General features: G+C 27.7%; 23 protein-coding genes. 6 read left to right on the top strand and 17 right to left on the bottom strand.

The genetic code is table 11. The features are described from left to right. Positions 1 to 12 precede the first annotated feature (12 nt). The 8 genes from bioB to ACTG44_RS02030 all read right to left on the bottom strand — a co-directional run bounded on the left by bioB (position 13) and on the right by ACTG44_RS02030 (position 6,734). Positions 13 to 990 (bottom strand): biotin synthase BioB, encoded by a 978-nt coding sequence (gene bioB, locus ACTG44_RS02065; protein ID WP_479919709.1) that lies wholly within the window; start codon positions 988 to 990, stop codon positions 13 to 15. Between the two features lie 208 nt (positions 991 to 1,198). Then, positions 1,199 to 1,462, bottom strand: a complete 264-nt coding sequence (locus ACTG44_RS02060; protein WP_021382847.1) for a hypothetical protein — start codon at positions 1,460 to 1,462, stop codon at positions 1,199 to 1,201. Between the two features lie 69 nt (positions 1,463 to 1,531). Beyond that, positions 1,532 to 2,605 carry a DUF362 domain-containing protein gene (locus tag ACTG44_RS02055; RefSeq protein ID WP_479917981.1) on the bottom strand — a complete coding sequence of 358 codons (1,074 nt, stop codon included), beginning with the start codon at positions 2,603 to 2,605 and terminating at the stop codon, positions 1,532 to 1,534. Positions 2,606 to 3,103: 498 nt separating this feature from the next. Next, complete coding sequence (locus ACTG44_RS02050) at positions 3,104 to 3,862, bottom strand: ABC transporter permease (RefSeq protein WP_479921179.1); 759 nt, start codon at positions 3,860 to 3,862, stop codon at positions 3,104 to 3,106. Continuing rightward, positions 3,859 to 4,779 carry an ABC transporter ATP-binding protein gene (locus ACTG44_RS02045; RefSeq protein WP_021382865.1) on the bottom strand — a complete coding sequence of 307 codons (921 nt, stop codon included), beginning with the start codon at positions 4,777 to 4,779 and terminating at the stop codon, positions 3,859 to 3,861. Before ACTG44_RS02045 ends, ACTG44_RS02050 begins: the two co-directional genes overlap by 4 nt. After that, positions 4,776 to 4,976: a PLD nuclease N-terminal domain-containing protein gene (locus ACTG44_RS02040; protein ID WP_021382852.1), complete on the bottom strand. Its 201-nt coding sequence runs from the start codon at positions 4,974 to 4,976 to the stop codon at positions 4,776 to 4,778. The genes ACTG44_RS02045 and ACTG44_RS02040 overlap by 4 nt, the downstream gene beginning before the upstream one ends. Positions 4,977 to 4,980: 4 nt before the next feature. Continuing rightward, positions 4,981 to 6,075, bottom strand: coding sequence for a helix-turn-helix domain-containing protein (locus ACTG44_RS02035; protein ID WP_479917979.1), 1,095 nt, complete (start codon positions 6,073 to 6,075; stop codon positions 4,981 to 4,983). Positions 6,076 to 6,299: 224 nt separating this feature from the next. Then, positions 6,300 to 6,734: a helix-turn-helix domain-containing protein gene (locus tag ACTG44_RS02030; RefSeq protein WP_479921178.1), complete on the bottom strand. Its 435-nt coding sequence runs from the start codon at positions 6,732 to 6,734 to the stop codon at positions 6,300 to 6,302. A 317-nt stretch (positions 6,735 to 7,051) separates the two neighbouring features. On the opposite strand from ACTG44_RS02030, the gene ACTG44_RS02025 reads away from it, so the two are divergent. From ACTG44_RS02025 to ACTG44_RS02010, 4 genes are all read left to right on the top strand, one after another. Then, the gene (locus ACTG44_RS02025) at positions 7,052 to 7,618 is read left to right on the top strand and encodes a sugar O-acetyltransferase (RefSeq protein WP_479919706.1); all 567 of its coding nucleotides are present in this window, start codon (positions 7,052 to 7,054) and stop codon (positions 7,616 to 7,618) included. Between the two features lie 221 nt (positions 7,619 to 7,839). Next, positions 7,840 to 8,151: a DUF6442 family protein gene (locus tag ACTG44_RS02020; protein WP_479921177.1), complete on the top strand. Its 312-nt coding sequence runs from the start codon at positions 7,840 to 7,842 to the stop codon at positions 8,149 to 8,151. Positions 8,152 to 8,155: 4 nt separating this feature from the next. Then, entirely contained in the window at positions 8,156 to 8,365 is a 210-nt protein-coding gene (locus ACTG44_RS02015) for a helix-turn-helix transcriptional regulator (protein WP_021382875.1), read from the top strand. 367 nt (positions 8,366 to 8,732) lie between these two features. Then, positions 8,733 to 10,103: an MATE family efflux transporter gene (locus tag ACTG44_RS02010; RefSeq protein ID WP_479921176.1), complete on the top strand. Its 1,371-nt coding sequence runs from the start codon at positions 8,733 to 8,735 to the stop codon at positions 10,101 to 10,103. A gap of 116 nt (positions 10,104 to 10,219) precedes the next feature. Here the strand turns inward: ACTG44_RS02010 and ACTG44_RS02005 are convergent, their stop codons facing one another. Beyond that, entirely contained in the window at positions 10,220 to 10,426 is a 207-nt protein-coding gene (locus ACTG44_RS02005; protein WP_021382829.1) for a hypothetical protein, read from the bottom strand. 408 nt (positions 10,427 to 10,834) lie between these two features. Next, the gene (locus ACTG44_RS02000) at positions 10,835 to 11,230 is read right to left on the bottom strand and encodes a pyridoxamine 5'-phosphate oxidase family protein (RefSeq protein WP_021382848.1); all 396 of its coding nucleotides are present in this window, start codon (positions 11,228 to 11,230) and stop codon (positions 10,835 to 10,837) included. Positions 11,231 to 11,370: 140 nt separating this feature from the next. Between ACTG44_RS02000 and ACTG44_RS01995 the strand changes: the two genes are divergently transcribed. Next, entirely contained in the window at positions 11,371 to 11,763 is a 393-nt protein-coding gene (locus ACTG44_RS01995) for a winged helix-turn-helix transcriptional regulator (RefSeq protein ID WP_479919702.1), read from the top strand. 100 nt (positions 11,764 to 11,863) lie between these two features. Here the strand turns inward: ACTG44_RS01995 and ACTG44_RS01990 are convergent, their stop codons facing one another. Then, the gene (locus ACTG44_RS01990) at positions 11,864 to 12,829 is read right to left on the bottom strand and encodes an aldo/keto reductase (RefSeq protein WP_479921175.1); all 966 of its coding nucleotides are present in this window, start codon (positions 12,827 to 12,829) and stop codon (positions 11,864 to 11,866) included. 124 nt (positions 12,830 to 12,953) lie between these two features. Here ACTG44_RS01990 and ACTG44_RS01985 point away from each other — a divergent pair, with 124 nt between their 5' ends. Then, complete coding sequence (locus tag ACTG44_RS01985; protein ID WP_479921174.1) at positions 12,954 to 13,562, top strand: TetR/AcrR family transcriptional regulator; 609 nt, start codon at positions 12,954 to 12,956, stop codon at positions 13,560 to 13,562. A gap of 126 nt (positions 13,563 to 13,688) precedes the next feature. Here the strand turns inward: ACTG44_RS01985 and ACTG44_RS01980 are convergent, their stop codons facing one another. The 6 genes from ACTG44_RS01980 to ACTG44_RS01955 all read right to left on the bottom strand — a co-directional run bounded on the left by ACTG44_RS01980 (position 13,689) and on the right by ACTG44_RS01955 (position 21,329). Next, entirely contained in the window at positions 13,689 to 14,105 is a 417-nt protein-coding gene (locus ACTG44_RS01980; protein ID WP_479917970.1) for a DUF3788 domain-containing protein, read from the bottom strand. A gap of 14 nt (positions 14,106 to 14,119) precedes the next feature. After that, positions 14,120 to 15,031 carry an AraC family transcriptional regulator gene (locus ACTG44_RS01975; protein ID WP_479921173.1) on the bottom strand — a complete coding sequence of 304 codons (912 nt, stop codon included), beginning with the start codon at positions 15,029 to 15,031 and terminating at the stop codon, positions 14,120 to 14,122. 183 nt (positions 15,032 to 15,214) lie between these two features. Then, positions 15,215 to 16,237: a spore photoproduct lyase gene (gene splB, locus ACTG44_RS01970; protein WP_021382830.1), complete on the bottom strand. Its 1,023-nt coding sequence runs from the start codon at positions 16,235 to 16,237 to the stop codon at positions 15,215 to 15,217. 201 nt (positions 16,238 to 16,438) lie between these two features. Then, positions 16,439 to 17,569 (bottom strand): iron-containing alcohol dehydrogenase, encoded by a 1,131-nt coding sequence (locus ACTG44_RS01965; RefSeq protein ID WP_479919697.1) that lies wholly within the window; start codon positions 17,567 to 17,569, stop codon positions 16,439 to 16,441. Positions 17,570 to 17,870: 301 nt separating this feature from the next. Then, positions 17,871 to 19,811 carry a molecular chaperone HtpG gene (htpG, locus tag ACTG44_RS01960; protein WP_479921172.1) on the bottom strand — a complete coding sequence of 647 codons (1,941 nt, stop codon included), beginning with the start codon at positions 19,809 to 19,811 and terminating at the stop codon, positions 17,871 to 17,873. Positions 19,812 to 19,925: 114 nt separating this feature from the next. Beyond that, positions 19,926 to 21,329, bottom strand: a complete 1,404-nt coding sequence (locus ACTG44_RS01955; protein WP_479921171.1) for a tetratricopeptide repeat protein — start codon at positions 21,327 to 21,329, stop codon at positions 19,926 to 19,928. Positions 21,330 to 21,345: the final 16 nt, after the last annotated feature.

Raw genomic sequence — 21,345 nt, 5'->3', positions numbered from 1 at the left:
AAGTAATCTTTATCAAAATTCAAGTCCTTGTTCTATAATCATTTTTTTATCATTTTCAATACTATTTCCGACAGTTGTTAAATAATCACCTACAATTGCAGAATTTACACCACCATTAAATCCAACTTTGTCATATCCTTTTAATGATAACCTTCCACCAGCATATCTTATGTATGTATTGGGAATTATGAACCTAAATACTGCTGTCGTTTTTAATATTTCCATTGGTTCTAATACATTATAATTTTCCATAGGAGTATTCTTAATAGGATTTAAAATGTTTATTGGGATTGATTTTACATTTAATTCTCGTATTTCAAAAGCCATTTTTAGTCTTTGTTCTTTACTTTCATTCATTCCTATTATTCCACCTACACATACATCTAATCCAGCCTTTTTAGCATCTTCAATTGTTCTTATTCTATCTTTATAAGTATGCGTTGTACATATATTATAAAAATTATCTTTTGATGTCTCAACATTATGGTGATATGTAGTCACACCTGCTGATTTTAGCTTTTTAGCTTGTTCATAATCTATAATACCTAAAGATGCACATAATTTTAAATTAGTATTTTCTCTCAATCCTTCATAAATATTTAAAATGTCATTAAACTCTTTTCCTGTCATACCTTTACCACTTGTAACCAAAGAGAATCTATGCACTCCTTTACTTTCCATTTCTTTAGCTCTCTTTAAAATCTCATTATAATCTAGCAGTGAATATTCTTCTATCCCAGTTTTATAATGAGATGATTGTGCACAAAATTTACAGTCTTCACTACATTTGCCAGACTTAGCATTTATTATTGTACATAAATCTACTTTTCTTCCCATAAAATATTCTCTTATTTCATTTGCAGATTTTAATAAGATATCAAAATTGTTTTTGTTATTAGTGTCAATACTTATTAAATTAAGAGCTTCTTCATAATTTATTTCTTTTCCACTTAATATTTTATTTTTTAATTTGACTATGTATTTTTCCATATATCCTCCTATTTGTCAACTTATATTTTTTATATAGTTTACTTATTATATATAGTATTACATAGACAATATTTATTGGTCAACTTTATTTTATATATAGGTTTACTATTACACAAAAAAAATACTGTTCTAAAATAGTATTTGTATAATATCTTATACGTATCATTATTAAAACAGTATTTTTTATTAAAGAATCATTCTTATTAATTTATAAAACTATTCTTGTCTTAACTCCATCCAAGCTTTCCATCGTAACAACCTCTAAGCCTTCATACTCTCTAAACAACCATTTTAAATCCTTCATAGCTTGATTAACCTGACTTTTTGTTAGATTATTTATAAAATATTCTTTTCTAGTTTCCTCATACTCTTTGCTAGTTAAAAAGTTTCTTAGAAAATTAAATGCAAATACACTTGGAATATTGTTTACATTTGCTTTCTTGCTGTTTTCTTTCTCATAGTAAATTTTCATAAATGCATACTCCTTTGATACTTTTAAATTTCTCTTACAATAATTATATGCATCTAAGCCCTACTATTCTTATAATTTTATTAATTCATATTCTTTATTTCCCATGCCCATTTCACATGCATAGTCTATTATTCTAGTTCCATTTACATGAGGATGCTCATGTTTGAACACATCATGACCCATCTCCTTACAAATCAAATCATAACATGCTTGTTCAATAGCTACTGGGTCTGTTGATGCTAATATTCCTATATCATGTGCAATCGGTCTACCTGACCAAGGTACACAGTCACAAAGTGGAGTTACATTCATGACAAAAGTTATATATCCTACCTTATCTTTTTTATTTGATACTGCTCCATAAGCGTATTCTGCCATCTTTTCAACAAACACATCTGAGTCACTTTCCCATTGTATAGTTACTGCTCTAGTTGGACAGACAGTTGGACATTCTCCACATCCATAACATACATCAGAATCTATAATTGCCTTCTTATCTACTATACTTATAGCTTTTGTAGGACAAGAATTAACACACTTTCCACAACCTATACACTTTTTTTCCTTTACTACTGGAGTAACATCAGAATGTTGCATTTGCTTTCCTGCTGCACTTGCACATCCCATAGCTAAATTTTTTAATGCTCCTCCAAAACCTGCTGCTTCATGACCTTTAAAATGACTCATTACTATCATTGCAGAAGAATTATAAATTTCTCCACCTATTTTCACACTTTCAAAATGTTTTTTATCTATTTGTACATTTTCATAATTTCTACTATACAATCCATCTGCAATTATTACTGGTGCATTTACCACTGCATAAGCAAAACCATTTTCTATAGCTGTTGTAAGATGGTCTACAGAATTTGTTCTACTTCCTGTATATAATGTATTTGTATCTGTTAAAAATGGCTTTCCTTCGCAATCTTTAATCTTATCAACCACTTGTCTAACTGCTACAGGACTCATATATGTAGTATTTCCTTTTTCTCCAAAGTGAAGTTTGATTGCTACTTGGTCATTCTTTCCTATTAAATCTTTGAATCCTGCTATATCAAATAATCTTCTTACATTGTTTGGCACATTTTTATTTTGCGAATTTGAGTATAAGTCACAAAAATATACTTTTGACTTTTCCATATCTACACCCCTTTAAAATATTTAATTAAATTAATTTTATCACTTTTAAAGTGATTTTTTAGTATATTTTACCACATTTAAAGATTCTTATCTTTATTTAATAAAACAATATTATTTTAACTCCTTACTACATTGTTTTAACTCTTTACTAGTTTAGGCTCTATATACTTATAGCATATCTTAAATAACTGATAATCACTAGATTATAATCTATCTCCTTTTTTATTTTTAAACAGTTACTTAAGGTAATAATTTAATTATTATAAGATATAATGAGTACGACTAAAACAAAAAAAGAGGCTGTCTCAAAAGAGAGATAAACCCTTTTTTCATTGTTGAAATGATGAAAATATATTTGATTTCACACAAAGAAGAGCGCCTCATGAACTAAAAAGTTCATTTTGAGACACCCCCTTTTTTACTTAGATATATTCTTATACATTACTAAGTATATTTTTACACAATACAGTGCTATTTGCATTTATAATAAAGATATCATTAAACTGGTTTTTTATTAAATAAAATAACAGCTGATAACAGACACACTATTGAAATAATGATTGTTACAATGATTGGAATAATAAATTCTGGAACTGTCACTTTCCCTGAAATCAAATCTATATTTTTTGATAATATGAAATTAGGCGTATAAGGTGCAACCTGTTTAGGAATAGAAATTAAACTCAAAACAAGAGTTACTACTAATACAAGTAATACACTTGCAAATGCTGGTCTAAATAGTACACAGCCAAGAATTAATATAGTAATATACATAATACCAATTATCCATAAGTTAAATGCTGAAAATACAACATGATTAAGATTTGCAGTTGGCCAAAAATACATTGTATAACCATAAGTACATAAAAAGCTCAACCAGAAACCAATGGTCATAATAATTACTGCAATAGAAAATTTAGACAATACTACAAACGAACGTGACAATCCTTTAGTCAACATAATGACAAGTGTTCCTTTAGAATATTCGTTTGATAAAATATTGCAAAAAATAATTAGAGTTAAACTCATTCCAAGACCAGAAATATTGCTAGAAAACTGTGTCCAAGAATCTAAAGCAGTTGGTAGAGCAGTAACTTTTAAAGTTGGGGCAAAATGAGCAATCAAGTCTGGCATAAATTTAGCAGAAAGAGGACTCATTATTCCAAATATCAAAAATAAAATAATTAGACTAAATAATTTATAATTTCTTACGTTCTCTACAAATTCTTTTTTTGTAAATGCTATGTATTCTCTCACTTTACTACCTCCAAAAATAAATTTTCAAGTGACAATTCTATTAATTCCATCTTTATTGGACAAAGATTCATTTCTGCAAGTGTAGATATAACTGTTTGTTGTATTGATTTTATATCTTTACCATGGAAAATAATTTCCATATTAGTCTCTTCTGAATCTTTAAGTAAGGATTTAATACTACTACTAGACTTAAATGCTTGGATTTCATCATCACTTGAAAACTCCAATAAAAGTCTATCTTTTCCATGCATACTTTTTATTTCTGAAAGTGTACCACTAAGAGCGATGCTTCCGTTATTTAATATAGCAACATGGTCACAAATTCTTTCAACATCTGACAGTATGTGTGTTGAAAATATTACGGTTGTTGAGTCTTTGATTTTAAGCATAATATCTAATATTTCTTTTCTACCAACAGGGTCAAGTGCACTTGTTGGTTCATCACAAATAAGTAATTTAGGGCGTGAAAGTAATGCTTGAGCTATCCCAAGACGTTGTTTCATTCCACGAGAAAATCCACCTATTCGTTTCTTTTCATTTCCAAGTCCCACGAGTGACAACAACTCTTCACTTCTTAACTTTATTTCTTGTTTTGAAAGCCCTGTAATTTCTCCACAAAGAGAAAGATATTCAAGTGGTCTCATATAGTTATAAAACTCTGGAACATCAGGTAGATAACCTACATGTCGATTAGAACTTGTTCTTCCATATGTCACTTTCTCACCACAAACATTTATAGTTCCACTATCTGCTTCAAGTAACCCAAGTACCATCTTCATGGTTGTAGTCTTGCCTGCACCATTCTTACCTACAAAGCCAAAGACTGACCCTTCTGGTACAGTAAAATTTAGATTATCTATTATCTTTCGATTACCAAAACTTTTTGATAACCCATTTATTGAAACAATATTCATCATTCATCACCTCTTCCTATGGTAAAGTATAAAATTGGACCTATTATACTGATAAATAGTACTAAAAGAATCCATATTGCCTTATTCCCAATTTTATAATTTGGATGTTTTATTATATGAATAAGTGCAGTAACTACAAGTATTAAATTTAAAATAATAACAGGAAGCAAAAGTGGTAAATATTCCATTAAATTTTCCATAATTTTATTCCTCCAATAAAGATAATTTTTCTATAAGAAATCTGTATTCTTTGTTCTCATTTAATACAGAGAACATAGGATTGTTCTTAATAGCAGCAACAATACCTGCCTTTACAATTGTATCATCACGTGTAATACCTGTTCCAATCTCAGAAATCCAGCCATCGATATGATTAAAAAAGTCATCACTATGTAGCATAATTGGATATATATCACTCATTGCCAAATCTACATATCTTTGTAATGACTTAATAGCTCCTTTAGTATTTCCATGTATTAAGTTCATTTGTATCTGTGTCAAATATACAGAAAACATAATGCCAGGAGATAATGCATCAAGGTCAAATATATCTGAAATTATTAAAATACGTCTTTCTATTTCTTCAATTTGTGATTTATCTGAGTTTTGCAGGAGTCCCACTAAATCTTGAACTAACAACGTAAGATTCTGATATGCTCCTATCTGTAACGTTTCATTAGCTTCATTAGTTTGACCATTCATCATTTGTCCCTGTGCAAGAAGTATGCTTTCATTTACCATGGGAAAATTACTATCTTGAAATAAATCAATAACTTCTATAGGTTGATTTAACAAGATATAACAGGTTGCCTCCATACCTTTTGATTGACGACAAATTTCTATATCATCACTTGTTTCTCGTATTCGAATAAAAATTTCTAATGCTTCACTAATTAATAGTTCACGTTTTTCTTCATCTACAAGGTCATAATGATTAATTATCAAAACACCCATCTGATAAATCAAAGGAAAGCATGAATAATATTTTTTTATGGTTTCTCGTATTTCATCCATAACTTCGTCAAATGGTTTAACAGTAAAATCTTTACACAATCGCTGATATAGTTTATTAATATCTTCCTTAATCATTTGTGGCTCGTAACAAATTAATTCATCAACTGTAATGTTGAAATATGTCGCGAGTTGTGGCAAAAAAGTGATATCAGGATAGCTTTGCCCAGTTTCCCATTTAGATACAGAAGCTTTAGAGATACCTATATAATTTGCAAGTTCATCTTGTGTAATTCCTTTTTCTTTACGCTTTAAAATCAGTGTTTTTGCAATGTTTAATTCATTCATATCAACGCCTCCTTTGTATAATTATATCCTTAAATCCATGAACCTAACAAGCGATTTAAAGTTGACTTTTGATGAAAAAATCAACCATAGAGAAACAAATAAGCAGATATCTTAGATACCTGCTTAAATATATTTTAAAATTCAATTTATATATTTTTTTATCTATTCCAATTATTTCCATATTTTTATACAAAACCATAGATGAATATATCCAAATATAGTTTTTATTTATTATGCCTTTTAAATGTCTTGTATAAAATATCTTTTAATATAAGTACATTATTCTCATTGCTCATCTTGTATTCTTTTTCAAATCTTGAATATAATTCTTCAATAGCCATTTGATACTTTTCTATCCCCTCTATATCAACATATGCTTCTAAAATAGGATACTTAGAGCTCCATGCTTTTGTCCAGTCAACATCCTTACTAATATTATCAGTTATATCTTTAGAGCATAAATTACTTTCATCAATTAAGTAATCATAAGTAATATCAAATAGCTTTGATATATTTTTTATATTTTCTAAATCTGGCTTAGCTTGTCCTAATTCCCACTTACTAATGGTTTGTCTAGATACATTTAGCCTTTCTGCCAACAACTCTTGAGAATAATTATATTTCTTTCTTAGTTTTGTAATCTTGTCTCCTAAATTCATATATTAAGCCCCTTTCAATTTAAAATAATTATATTTCAATTATAAAGTATTAAACTCAACTGTTCTATAAAGTAAGGTTTGAAATATGTAAACTTTAGTTTACATACATAATGAAACATTCTATATGTACAAGACTAATATTAATGTTTAATTACAGTTTTTAATAAGAATCAATTATTTATTCTTAAATAATATAAAAAAGGCTTGTGTTGTAGTTAACTCCAAGTAGTATACTCTATTTAAGAGTTGAGCAAACATAATGAGTTTTACGTAGAGATATTGTAAAGTTTGTAAGTAAAATCAATAGGAGGAAATTTATGAGTAATATAGATATATTTGAGAGAGACAAATCTGGCGAGATAATTTCAGATTCTGACCCAGATATGGATAAAATAAGATATGTAATAGAAAGGGCTAAAAAAATAACTGCTGAGCTAAATAACTCGTATCATACTAAAAAAGAAATAAGAAAACTATTTTCTAAACTTACAGGTGTTGAAGTTGATGAAAGCTTATATTTAATACCACCATTTTACACAGACTTTGGAAAGAATATAAGAGTTGGAAAGAATGTATTTATTAATCATGCCTGTACATTTATGGATAGAGGTGGTATTACGATTGAAGATGATGTACTTATTGGACCTAAAGTAAATCTTATAACAATAAATCATCCTTTAGAACCATCTGATAGACATTCCACCGTGTCTACACCTATAGTTATAAAGAAGAATGCTTGGTTAGGAGCAGGAGCAATGATTATGCCAGGTATTACAATAGGTGAAAATGCTGTTGTTTCAGCAGGAGCAGTAGTTACAAAAGATGTCCCTCCAAATACTGTGGTTGCAGGTGTCCCTGCTAAGATAATAAAGAATATATGTTAGATTATTAGACTCTAGGTTGAAGTTTAGCTATTGGATTAATAGAATATTATTATAGTGTTTCAATAAAAAAAGACATTCTTAATTAAATTAAGTTTGTCTTTTTTTATTGATTAATATCATATTTATGCCAAGTTTTATTGTCAAAGTTCTTGACAAGTAAACTTGGCATGATATAATTAAAGTACCAAGTAAACTTGGCATCCAATTAGGAGGTGTCTCATATGAATAAAGAAGAAATTTTAAGTAAGAGTCGTCAATCCAATAAAGATGAAGGATTAGAGTATATTGAAAATAAGGGCAGAAAAATAGGATATTCAATTTTCATATGTATTTTCGCTTTCATTGTAATATTTAACGCCTTTATTGGACAAAAAAACGATGCAGTATCTGCTTTATTTTGTACATTTGGGCTTGCTGAAAATATAGCAAAATACCAATTCACACATGAAAAAAAGAATTTAATTTGGGCTATTATTTTCTTAATTACAACTATCTTCCTATTGACTAATTTTGTTTTATCATCGTTGAGGTAAGCATATGAATGAAGAATTAATATTAAAAAATCACTTAAAAATAGCAAGAACAGAGAAAAAATTATCTCAAAGTCAGCTAGCTGAAATGGTAGGTGTGTCAAGAAATACTATTAGTTCAATAGAAACAGGTCAGTTTAATCCAACAGCAAAATTAGCACTTATTTTATGTATAGCTCTAGATAAAAAATTTGAAGATTTATTTTACTTTGAATAAAATCTATTGTAGCCATAAAGTATAAAATAAAGTGTAGTCATTGTATATTTTATTAACTTCCAAAGCTTAAAATAAGAAGATTTAAATAAATAAAACAAAAAGAGTAAATGATTAGATATTTATTATCTTATCACTTTACTCTTTTATTTATTTTAAAGTCTCATCCATCTCTTTAATACCCTATATTCCATATTTATTAGAGCATCTTCTGTTTTTAAAAAACTCAATTTTAAGTCTATATATTACCCAAATACAACGCAATTATACAGGTACCTTAATAAATATGTTGCAATTTTAATAAGGTACCTGTATAATATATTTCATAAGGTGCCTTAGTATTATAAATTATATTATTTAGGAGGGTAACATGGAAAATGAAAAATCAAACATTAAATATTTAAAAGAAGAACCAATAAAAAAAACTATTCTTTATTTATCTATCCCTATGATGATAGGAATGTCAGCAGGAACTATTTATAATGTAATCAATGCCTATTTCATAGGATTAGTTCATGACACAGCTATGCTTAGTGCAATAACATTAGGACTACCTATATTTACAATTCTAATGGCTTTTGGAAATATGTTTGGTGTTGGTGGTAGCACATTCATAACTAGACTAATTGCACAAAATAATAGTGATGAAGCTAAGAAAATTGCTGGATATACTTTCTATGCAAGTATTATAACAGGTTTATTGATAGGCCTACTTGGCTACTTATTAATGAATCCAATTGTTAAATTATTAGGTTCTGACATGGCTACATTTGAATATACAAAACAATATGCAATTACACTATTTGTTGGTGGATTTTCTATTATATTGAACTTCTCACTTGAACAAATAGTAAGGTCTGAAGGTGCATCAAAAGAATCTATGTATGGTATGTTTGTAAGTGTAATAGTTAGTATCATATTAGATGTTTTATTTATACTGGTTCTTAATATGCACGTATATGGTGCTGCATTATCAATGGTGCTTTCTAATATTGCTTCTAGTGCTTATTATGTTTGGTATTTAAATGTTAAAAGTGAAAACCTTAGAGGATTTTTACATTACATGAAAATCAGCATAAACAGTCAAGTTGAAATATATAAAGTTGGTGTATCCCAATTAATCCAATGCTCTTTCTTAATTGTGACTACACTATTATCCAATAATTACTCTATGCAATATGGAAATAACATAGTTGCTAGTTTTGGTATAGCACTTAGAATTGCTCAAATTCCAGAATTCTTTGTTATGGGTATTGTTTTAGGTGTAATGCCACTTATAGCATATAATTTTTCTAATAAGAATATACCTCGTTTAAAAGAAAGCATAAAGTATTCTGCTTTATTCATATTTATAATCGCAGTTGTATTTTCAGGAGTTGTTTATATATTTAGAACTCAGGTAATACAAACATTCTCAGTTGATACATCAGTTATTGAAATAGGAACGTATGTATTGCTAGCTATGCTAGTATCTGCCTTATTCAATGGAGTTACATCTTTATTTATGACAATATATCAAGCATCAGGAAAAGGCATTGAAACAGGTATAATGTCTATAAGCCAAGGTGGATTGTATATACCTATAGTAATATTTCTTAATTATTTTTATGGACTTGATGGATTGATATGGTCTATGACAGTAACAGAAATTATAACATTTTTAATAGGTGCAGTTTTATATATCCCTTATAGTATAAAACTTAAAAAGTCATCAACTAAAAATAAAGTAAGTCTTATATAAGATTTACTTTATTTTTAGTTTTAATGTTAGTCAATACAAATTATTTTATTATATGTAATTATTAATAGCTTACTGAACCTCCCATGACTAAAGTCACAAGTGCGCATAACTATTTTTTAATCAATTTTATTAAAAATAACAGTCTTTTCTTTTAAAGAGATTTTTCCTACTTGGTATCCATATTCATTTAATTCTTTTTTATATTTTAAAAACGAATGGTCTATCTCTATTCCTGCAATATCCTTTATTTCTTCAAAAGTTAATTTAAATGATTGATTACCATTTTTCTTGACATATTCCCATAGAGAACTATATTTGCTCACTTTATATCACTCCTTTTAAAATTATATCTTATCTATTGATTTATATTCTATCACTATTAATTTATAAAGTCATGCTACTTATTATTTATATATAAAAATATATAAATAAGTAAGTAGCAATTTTTTATAATCATCATATTTTCTTCATATTGCAGAAAAATCATTTGTAGTTAAAATATTTTTTAAAAGGAAGTCTACTGAATCATAAAATAAATTTTAATTGTTCTTATTTCTATTATGTAATTATTCAAAACAATATATATCATGGTCGAAATACAAATCTAATAACTAAAAATTTTTACACATTTATTACTTAAAAATCTTTTTTATTGAATTTAAGTTAAATTTATCAACATTTCAGTAGTAACGTTTTCTTCATTTTCACTATGGATATCGATTCCATTATAATTAAAGCTCTACATCAATCTTTTTCCCACTCATTGAACAACAACTAACTTTTGCCTTATCAATAGAGAATATTTCAAATTTGCCATCTCCTACAGAGTACATCTGACCTAAACTTGGCATTATTTCAAGTGCCTTAGCTTGTGTTTCTTTTGATGTAACGAATACTGCTTCACCCAAAATACGTAGAGTATTAAGTTTTTGGTCTATACAGCAAAGCTCAAGCTTTGGATTAAAAATAAGTTGCTTAAACATATCTTTTTGATTAGATGTGCAAAATGTAAGTTTGCCATCATATTCCATAACAAATCCTAGAGGACGCACATGTGCCTGATTGTTCTCATCAGCTGTTGCTAAATAATAAACTCCTGCTTTGTTCAAAAATTCTAATACTTTCATAATTTTTACACCCCTTTTAAATACTTGTATTAAGGATTATCCTTTGATATAATTTTAATATAAAATACAGAAAAAACAAGTATGCAGTTTTTTCTGATAAAGTATAAAAAAGATACTACTATAAATAAGGAGTAATTATAATGAGTTTAGATAATGAAAAGAATATGACTACAAATATTGAAGAATTAACCTGTCCAATACGTTATGCTTTAGATATTGTTGGTGGTAAGTGGAAATTACCTATTATATGTATGTTGGCAGTTGATAATCCTATTAGATATAGTAGCATAAAAAGAAAATTAGATGGAATTACAAACACTATGTTAGCTCAATCATTAAAGGATTTAGAATCTGATGGTATTGTTCATCGTAAACAATATAATGAAATCCCTCCAAAAGTTGAATATACATTGACAAGTAAAGGTAAAAGTATTGTGCCTATTTTACAACAATTTGCTAATTGGGGAGCTATCAACATGCAAGAAAAAAACATGTGTGGACTTAATTGTAAAGAGTGTCGAAAAATAAAGTAAATTGAATTTTATTAGATTATTTGCAACTTATATATTGGTTTATTTAACTGAGTGTAAAAAGCCACCCTGTGAAAGAGTGGCTTAAAAATTAAATACTACCCTACCTAACTACCTTACCATTCTTAAACCTCATATTTGGAAAACTTGCACCTAAAATTTTATTCTTGTCTATAGCATTTTCAATTCTTCTTATATTCTCATCGCTCAATTTAATATCTTTAGCTTTTAAAGAGTCCTCTAATGTGACCCTTCTTGATGCTCCAACTAAAGTTATAATATCATCACCTTTTGATAAAACCCATGCAAGAGCTATTTGTGGAATAGTAGCTTCTTTTTCATTTGCTATTTCTCTTAAATTCTCTACAAGTTCAAGATTTCTATCTATATTTTCATCAGAGAATAAAGGTATCCATTTATATCTTTGAGCATTAGATTTTGAGCATACTCCACTTAAAAGACCATGAGCAAGAGCCCCAAAAGCAACAACCCCTACTCCTAATTCTCTAGCAGTTGGTAATATATTTTTTTCTATATCTCTATTAAATAAAGAATACTCCGTTTCTATAAGGCTTATATGGTGAACCTTATTAGCTCTTCTTAAAATCTCTTCATCAACTTGAGTAATACCTATATGTTTTATATATCCTTCTTTTACTAAGTCAGAAATAGCTCCAATAGTCTCTTCTACTGGTATTGCTAAATCTATCCTTGCAGGCTGATAAAGGTCTATGTAATCTAGATTTAATCTCTTAAGAGTCTGTGCTACATGATTTTTTATATTAAAAGGATTGACATCAAGACCATACATTTGACCATTAGGTGCAACAAGAGCCCCCATTTTTACAGATACAAAAGCCTCTTCTCTTTTTCTGCCCTTAAGAGCTTCACCTATTATCATTTCACTTTGACCTGCTCCATAAAAATCAGCTGTGTTTAACATATTGATACCACTATCTAAAGCTTCATGTATTGTAGCTATATTTTCAGCTTTATTATCAAGGTGTATCATACCTCCACAACCTAGTCCAAGTTTATAAAGTTCTAAATTATCTTTTTTGTATCTCATTGTAAAACCTCCCAATATAACTTAAATATTATTTTAGTACACTCGTACTTTACTTGACATTGTAGTACGAATGTACTAAAATGTCAAATAAATGTTATCATAAATTTTTATTGGAGGATTCAATATGGCAAAACAGACAAAAGTGGATATTTTAATTAAAGCTCGTGACTTATTTAATGAATATGGCTATAACAATGTATCTATGAGAAATGTTGCTGATGCTTTGGGAATGAGTGTAGGTAACTTAACTTATTATTTTAAAAAAAAGGAAGATTTGATTGAAGAAGTAGTTGAATACAAACACAAAAACTATAAAAAAATAGATATGCCTAAATCCTTACAGGATTTAAATAATTTATTTTTAAATTCACTAAATATTCAAAATGAGAATGCATACTATTTTAAGCATTATGACCAGTTATCTCAAATAAGCCCTAAAATATATAAATTTCAGCTTGATTTTATAAAGGAACTTAAGCAGTTTTTAAAAGAAAGCTTTATCAATCTTCAAAACTCTAATTTAATTCAGGAATGTAACATTCCTAACCAACTAGAAAATATTATTGAATGTATTTTAACAATACTTATATATAAACCAGTTGGTACTAAAGAACTTGATGAACATGACAGTATAGAAAGTACTCTAAACTGTTTATGGAGTATTATTTTTATGTCTCTTACTAATAGAGGAAAAAATATATATTTAAAATCTATATCAAATCAGTTTAAATAATAATTGATAAATTAAATCTATATAATATTATGAAAAATTAATATATAAAAGCTTCTCTAATTTCTATAAGTTATGAAAAATTAATATGCAAACAGGATGAGTATATAAATCATCCTGTTTTATATCCTAAGCTCTAAATTTAATTAGTTCAAGTGTATCATTCAATATAGATATATTATCTATTTGAATCATTAACCACTTACTGCCATTAAAAAAATTTATTTCGTTGTATATTTGTTTAATATAATCACAACAAGTATTAATAAATAAATCGACTTCTACTCTATTACTCTCATTTACAATAACCAAAGCTTTAAAAGAACCTTCTTGTGGATATAAAGTACATAATGATTTACCTCTTTTTTTGTACTTTATATTCCAACCTCTTTGCATTGAACATTTACTATATTCAAGTTTAGGCTCTACATTATAAGTTGAAGTCAAGATGTTGTTTAGCTTGTCCCATAATGGGCTATTGATAAATGTTTTGATTTGCTCAAGTGTTGGTTTATTATCTTGAAAAAACATATCTTGCCACTCCATATTCATCACCCTTTCTATTGTCCAATAGACACTGGAATAGTCCAATGTTCCATATATGCCACTTCAGGTGTAGTAGGATAATACATTTCAATCGCAAAATCAGTGGCTATTAAATTATGATTCTTCATCCATCTTTCCATAAACTTATCCGCTTTAAAAACAGCTGAATCAACTAACTCATTAAAATTTTCTGCTTCAAATCCACATACTAAATACTCTTTAGCTGGTAACTCAAAAGTACTGTATCCTTCCACCAATGTACCTGGCTCCACTTCTATCCCTGCCATATACATACAATTTCCTTCTTTTGCATTTCCCATATAAAGAGCAGCAAATTCATTTCCACCTGGGATTTTATTTGGTATATTATGTTTTTGACTTCCAAGTTCCATCCATAATTCCTTTGCTGTTGCGATACCAGTTGTTTCACCTCCCATTAATTGACAAATAGGTATTTCTCCCTCTATTCCAATAAAAGTCCTTGGATTACTCAATTTTCTGCGAGTTACTTCAATTACTATATCATCTGCAATTAATGGCACGCCTTCATCAACCATAATGTAATTTAAAATTAATTCTGGCTTAACAAAGTGATTGAGTTTTACTGGATTTGCTCTATATTCTTCTGGAGTTAATCCATATGCTTTTTTAAAAGCACGTGTAAACGTCTCATGGCTTTCAAATCCAAAACTTAAGGCTACATCAAGTATACGATTCTTATGTTCTGCTAAATGTTCAGAAGCTTTTGCAAGACGACGAAGTTTTATATACTCCATTACGGTTTTATTTACTAATCTTTTAAATAGTCTTTGATAATAAAATGGTGATAAGTTTGCCTCATTTGCTATTTTACTAATTGATATTTCTTCTGATAACTTTTCTTCTATTAAGTCTAATGTGATTTGAATAGATTCCCATGCATGCAAGTTATAAGTACCTCCTAATATTTTTATTAATCTTATACCTTTATATTATCAAAACTAAAAAAAATGTTCTTGATATACAATGCCCTTTTTAATTTTTTATATAATAGTACTGAGTTTTATCACTTTTTAAGCAAATAAAATACATATAAACATAAAATATAGCAAATCTTATCTAAAGATTTGCTATATTATATATTTTATTAAACTATTTTCAAATACTTCATTTATCTCCTTATGAAAAAAATCTTTCATATCATCTATTTGTTCTTTATCATACACATACTTGCCATATCCAAATTGACCATATTTAAACTTTCTATCTTCATTTTCCATTGGCAACAATGTGTCTGGATAAATTTCTAATATTCTATTCTTCGCTTTAGTAGTATATCTATGAGATATAACTTCAAATATAATTTTTCTATCAAAATCCTTTGGTAAAGCTTCTTTTATGTTTCTAATAAGACTTCTATATTCTTCTTTCCAACCTTCATATAGAAACACAGGTGCTATTATAAAACCAATCTGATAGCCAGCTTTAGCAAGTTTTACAGCTGATTCTATTCTTTTATTAGCAGATGCTGTATAATGCTCATGCCCATCTATAATTCTAGGAGTGTTTATACTGAATCGTATTTCTGTATGATTATTATGTTTGGCATCCAATAAGCTATCTACATCACTGTATTTAGTAACAAATCTAAATCTTCCTTTTTCTTCTCTTCCAAAAAATTCTATTGTTTTTTTCAATGAATTAGTATATGGTTCTACTGGAACTGGATCTGATGTAGCTGCACCTTCAAATATAGTAACTTGTGGTTTTCTATCTTCAATATATTTCTTTGTTTGTTCAAGTATTTCATCTATATTTACAAATACCCTTATAAATGGTTTATCACCTAATTGTGTGTTTAAATAACAATATTCACATCTTCCCATACATCCACTAACAAGTGGTAGTTGATAATTAGCAGAAGGTTTACATGTTTGAAACTTCATACTTTTCCTAATCCCAACTACCATGGTCTGTTTTCCACTTCTGTATTGTTCATATAGATTTTCACCTGGAATATGTTCCTTAATTCTATTTGAGGATATATTAATTATCTCTACATCTTTTTTATCTTTAAACTTATCATATATATTTTTACCGACATCAGTATCTAAGGTACCTTTTTCGAATATTATTCTTTTGGGATTAAACATTTATTTCACCTCTACTTAAAGTTTTTAAATTGAAGATTTTTATAAAATATTACTTAGTTAATCTTCCCTTTTTTAACCCTCTTTATTTATTAGAAAGTAAAATAAAAGTTTAAGATAAATTTACTATATGTACACTATCAGTTATAAGTTTCTTGCTGATAATAAATTTTTTTACCTTAAAATTAAATACATAATGTTAAGTTATAGAGATTTGTGGTATATTTCCCTTATTTGTTCCTTATTAAAAGTTTTTGGATGTCTCTTAATATTTGCAGCTGATATTTTCATGCAATTATCAGTTAACCAGTCTATATCTGATTTTTCAACACCCAAATCACTTAGTTTTATATCTAAATCTATTTTTTTAAGGAAATTTCTAATTGCATCTGAACAATCTTCTGCACAAGTTCCTCCTAATATCTTTGATATCTTCCCAAATCTTTCAATATCACTATCCCATGAACTTTCTACAATACTTGGAGTCAAAGCTGCAAGTCCTTTTCCATGCATTACATCTCTAAGACCACTTACAGGATGTTCCATTCCATGTGGCAAGGCTGTACCTGCTGTACCAATTGTCATGCCTCCAATAGTGCTTGCAAGTGTTATTTTCTCCCATGCTTCTAAGTCATCTACATTATTATATACCCTTACTAGGTTTTCTGATATAAGTTCAATCCCGTAAATAGCCTGTACATCTGCAAGAGGATTTCTTCCATTAGAAAGATAGGCTTCCATATTATGAGCAAGTGCATCAAACCCAACCGATGCAATTATATGCTTTGGCATTGTAACCATAAGTTCTGGGTCAATTATTGATGCCCTTGCATACATACTATTCTTTTTTATAGATTTTTTGTCTTTAGTTTCTGAATTTGTAAGTACTGCAAAACAATTTCCTTCGCTACCTGTACCTGATGTAGTTGGAACTAAGATTATAGGTAAAGCTTCTTCTCCTTGTCTGATTCCAAATATATATTCATTTAAATCTCCTGGATTTTTATAAGAAAAAGCAATACTCTTAGCAGCATCCATTATGCTTCCTCCACCAAGACCTAAGACACAATCACATCCAGTTGCTTTTATAATTTCTACACCTGAATATATAGTAGTTATAAGAGGATTTTGTTCTACTTTATCAAAAACTTCATATTCTATTTTAGAGTCTTTTAGTAAGTCTATTGTTTTATCAAGTAATCCAGTTTTCTTTGTACTATTTTTTCCAGTTACAATCAATACCTTTTTACCATATTTAGATACTTCTTTTCCTACATCGTTGATTCTACCTCTCCCAAACAATATGTTTACTGGTAAGTTATAATTAAAATTCATGCTAAGACCTCCTATTTCTACTTTAGTAATAATTTTATTTTTCAACACTAAGCGTAATTATGTATTAAAACATAAATTACAAAATAATCTTTTACTTAATTATATGTATTATTTTATCCTATATCAAGTTAACTCTATTTAACCAAATACAATTTTTAATTGTAATCTATTTAAATATTTGAAACTTTAATCAAAGATAAAAAATAAAGAAGAGTTACACAAAGATAATTTCAATTATCTTAAAATAACTCTTCTCATAATATTAGATATTTTTTACAAATTTACTTTAATATATTTAATCTTATAATTCTATTAACATCTTCATAAGTTTATTACTTCTTTGAACAAATGAATCTAATTCATCTGGTTTTAATTCTTTATTAGAAAGTAAAGCTAAATCTGCTATTTGATTACAGATAAGTGCAACTTTATCTTTCTTTTCTTCATTATCTTTAAGAGAAACTAATTTTTTAATAATTGGGCTATTCTCATTTATCACAAGAGTCTTTTCTTCCTCAAAGTTCATTCCTAAATCCATTCCAGCAAATCTTGACTGCATTTCTGACATTCTTATAGATTGTTCAGATACTAATACCATAGCTGGAGTATCTTCATTTTTTAATCCTTCTACAGAATAATTCTTCACTCTTTCTCCAACAGCCTCTTTAAATAAACTTTCTATTTTTGCTATTTCTTCTTTATTTTCTTCACTATCTTTGTTTTCATTTTTGTCTTTTAATACATCAGAAAGGTCTGCATCTATTCTATTAAACTTAACACCATTTTCCTTATACTCCATAAATGAAATAAAGTGAGTGTCTATTGATGAGTTTAATACAACAGCATTTAAGTCGTATTCTTTAAATAACTTAATGTATTGTGATTGTTGTTCCTTGTCACTTACATAGAATACTTTATTTTCATGCTTGTCCTTACATTTCTCTAAATAATCTTGTAATGTTATATATTCATCATTAATAGTTTTAAATAATATACATTCTTTTACTTTTTCGTAGAAACTTTCATCTTTTAAACAACCATATTTAATAAATATTTGTATATCATCCCAAAACTTATTGTATTCTTCTCTTTCATTTTTGCAAAGAGACTTTAACTTATCAGCTACTTTTTTAATTATATGTTTAGAAATTTTGCTTACATCTCTATCATTTTGTAAAAAGCTTCTTGATACATTTAATGGTAAATCTGGGCAGTCTATTACACCTTTTAATAAAAGTAAAAATTCTGGTATAACTTCTTTTATATTATCAGCTACAAACACTTGATTATTGTATAATTTTACTTTTCCCTCTGTCAATTCAAACTCATTTTTTAATTTAGGGAAGTAAAGTATACCCTTTAAGTTAAAAGGATAATCTACATTTAGATGTATCCAGAATAAAGGCTCATCAAATACATGGAATACTTTTCTGTAAAACTCTTTGTATTCATCATCAGTACAATCTTTTGGAGATTTTAGCCATAGAGGATTAGTATCGTTTAAAGGCTCAATTACCTTTGCATCCACAACTTCTTCTTCTTTTCCATCTTCTTTTTGTTTTTTAGCTTTTTCTTCTTCTTCCTTAGCTTCTCTTTCTAATCTTTCAACATCTTCTAGATATATTTCTACTGGTAAGAAAGAACAATACTTATCTATTATCCCTCTTACAGTAAATTCATCTAAGAATTCCTTACTATCATCATCAATAAATAATGTTATAGTAGTTCCTCTCTCATGTCTAGCATCTGATTCAGATATTTCATATTCTGTACCACCTTCAGATATCCATCTTACTGGAATTGCTCCTTCTGTATATGAAAGTGTGTCTATTTGAACTTTTTTAGACACCATGAATGCAGAATAAAATCCTAATCCAAAGTGACCTATTATGTCATTTGATTCTTCCATCTTATCCTTATATTTATTAAAGAAATCCTCAGCACCTGAAAAAGCAACTTGATTTATGTATTTTTTTATCTCTTCTTCAGTCATACCAATTCCATTGTCAATAAATTTAAGTGTGCCTTCCCCTTTATTTACAGATACTGTAATTTTATAATCTGATGGCTCAACTTCTGATATTTCTCCTAATGATACAAGTCTTTTGTGTTTACTTACTGCATCACATCCATTACTTATAAGCTCTCTTATAAATATGTCTTTATCAGAATATAACCATTTTTTAATTATAGGAAAAATATTTTCTGTATGAATTGAAATACTCCCTTTTTCAAACTCCATTTTTATCCCTCCTCATTTTATAGTTAATATTTTAAATTTTTTAAAATAGTATGTCAATATATTATAAGGAAATTGTTTTAAAATAAAATAATTTCTCTTTCTTATCTAATTTAATTATTCTTCTTTCAAAATTTCTTTCACTTTTGAATTATTATACATGCTATTAGGTACCTTATTAACTAATTTTTTTAATGTTAATTTAGAATTTTTTAAATCTCCTTTATTATAATACATCATACCTAAGTTATAATAGGATTCATCAAAATATGAATCTTTTTCTGAATAATTTTCTACATACATTTTGTAATATTCTTCAGCAGTATCATAGTCTTTTAACTTTTCACTAAGAACAGCAACTTGGTAAGTTGCCTCTGATGTATTTCCCTTATTTTTACCTACATCTACAACTTTTTTATATAATTGTATAGAAGATTTGGTTTGCTTTTCTGACTTTAAGGTATTTGCCTTAGACATCAATTCATCCTCTGTAAATAAATTAGACTCTTTATCACTTTCATTCTCATATTCTACAGTGTTTTTTTTGGATTTTACATCCTCTTTATTAATATTTTTAGTGTTATTGGTATTAAGAGTTTTATCAACACTCTCGTTTTCTTCTTTATCATTTTCTTTCTTACTCAAACTAGAATCTATTGACTCTTTGTCTTTAGTTTCATTATTTTTAGATATTTTATTAGTTAAATTATTCGTCCTATAAGAACTATATATATTTTGTCCTATTAATAATATGCATAATATTATTGCTATATATAAATACTTATTTTTTCTAATACTTTTTTTCTTATTAGAATCTAAATTTTTCTGTTTCTTATCTTTACTTACTTCCTTAGATATATTAATAGTTTCATCAATTTTATGACTATTAATATTTTTATGTACAAGTTCATTCTCATAATCATCTGATTTCACATTACTTTTAACTTGTCTGTTAACATTATTATATATATCTAATGTATCATTTTCTTGATTTAATAAATGATTTTCTTTATCGATGTTCTTCAATACTTCTACACATTCATCAAACTTTATATACTCTTCTTCCTTATCATAAAGTAAGGCAAGCAACTCATAAGGTTCTATTAAATCGCTGTATTGCTCTGTTATAAGTTTAAAGCCTTGTATGGCTTGTTTATACATACCTTTGTTGATTAATCTTATAAGTTGATTGTACCTTTCAAAGAAAATTAAAAACTCCTCAGATGTAAGCATGTTTATATACTTTTCACACAGAGCAGTTTTTTCACAAAGTAAACTCTTATAGAAACTTTCTACAGCCTCATCAAAATTGCATTTTAATAAATTTACAAGACCTATGAGATTTAATACATCCACATCACCTGGATTTAAATCTCTTGCTTCTTTTAAAAACTTTAATCCACTTGATATGTAATTATTGTTTATATTATTAATAGATTCATTATAGAGAGCACATGAGTCTTTTTTATTGAGTTTTAATATATCTTTTTTTATATCATTTAAGTTTAAAATAAATACCACCTCATGCCTTAAGTAT

The organism is Clostridioides sp. LIBA-2809 (assembly GCF_056688965.1).
This window is presented reverse-complemented; position numbering and strand designations above follow the sequence as displayed.

Excerpts from the sequence above, each read along its gene's own strand:
- bioB (WP_479919709.1), bottom strand. The coding sequence starts at position 990 with ATGGAAAAATACATAGTCAAATTAAAAAATAAAATATTAAGTGGAAAA.
- ACTG44_RS02060 (WP_021382847.1), bottom strand. The coding sequence starts at position 1,462 with ATGAAAATTTACTATGAGAAAGAAAACAGCAAGAAAGCAAATGTAAAC.
- ACTG44_RS02055 (WP_479917981.1), bottom strand. The coding sequence starts at position 2,605 with ATGGAAAAGTCAAAAGTATATTTTTGTGACTTATACTCAAATTCGCAA.
- ACTG44_RS02045 (WP_021382865.1), bottom strand. The coding sequence starts at position 4,779 with ATGATGAATATTGTTTCAATAAATGGGTTATCAAAAAGTTTTGGTAAT.
- ACTG44_RS02040 (WP_021382852.1), bottom strand. The coding sequence starts at position 4,976 with ATGGAAAATTTAATGGAATATTTACCACTTTTGCTTCCTGTTATTATT.
- ACTG44_RS02035 (WP_479917979.1), bottom strand. The coding sequence starts at position 6,075 with ATGAATGAATTAAACATTGCAAAAACACTGATTTTAAAGCGTAAAGAA.
- ACTG44_RS02030 (WP_479921178.1), bottom strand. The coding sequence starts at position 6,734 with ATGAATTTAGGAGACAAGATTACAAAACTAAGAAAGAAATATAATTAT.
- ACTG44_RS02025 (WP_479919706.1), top strand. The coding sequence starts at position 7,052 with ATGAGTAATATAGATATATTTGAGAGAGACAAATCTGGCGAGATAATT.
- ACTG44_RS02020 (WP_479921177.1), top strand. The coding sequence starts at position 7,840 with ATGAATAAAGAAGAAATTTTAAGTAAGAGTCGTCAATCCAATAAAGAT.
- ACTG44_RS02015 (WP_021382875.1), top strand. The coding sequence starts at position 8,156 with ATGAATGAAGAATTAATATTAAAAAATCACTTAAAAATAGCAAGAACA.
- ACTG44_RS02010 (WP_479921176.1), top strand. The coding sequence starts at position 8,733 with ATGGAAAATGAAAAATCAAACATTAAATATTTAAAAGAAGAACCAATA.
- ACTG44_RS02000 (WP_021382848.1), bottom strand. The coding sequence starts at position 11,230 with ATGAAAGTATTAGAATTTTTGAACAAAGCAGGAGTTTATTATTTAGCA.
- ACTG44_RS01995 (WP_479919702.1), top strand. The coding sequence starts at position 11,371 with ATGAGTTTAGATAATGAAAAGAATATGACTACAAATATTGAAGAATTA.
- ACTG44_RS01990 (WP_479921175.1), bottom strand. The coding sequence starts at position 12,829 with ATGAGATACAAAAAAGATAATTTAGAACTTTATAAACTTGGACTAGGT.
- ACTG44_RS01985 (WP_479921174.1), top strand. The coding sequence starts at position 12,954 with ATGGCAAAACAGACAAAAGTGGATATTTTAATTAAAGCTCGTGACTTA.
- ACTG44_RS01980 (WP_479917970.1), bottom strand. The coding sequence starts at position 14,105 with ATGGAGTGGCAAGATATGTTTTTTCAAGATAATAAACCAACACTTGAG.
- splB (WP_021382830.1), bottom strand. The coding sequence starts at position 16,237 with ATGTTTAATCCCAAAAGAATAATATTCGAAAAAGGTACCTTAGATACT.
- ACTG44_RS01965 (WP_479919697.1), bottom strand. The coding sequence starts at position 17,569 with ATGAATTTTAATTATAACTTACCAGTAAACATATTGTTTGGGAGAGGT.
- htpG (WP_479921172.1), bottom strand. The coding sequence starts at position 19,811 with ATGGAGTTTGAAAAAGGGAGTATTTCAATTCATACAGAAAATATTTTT.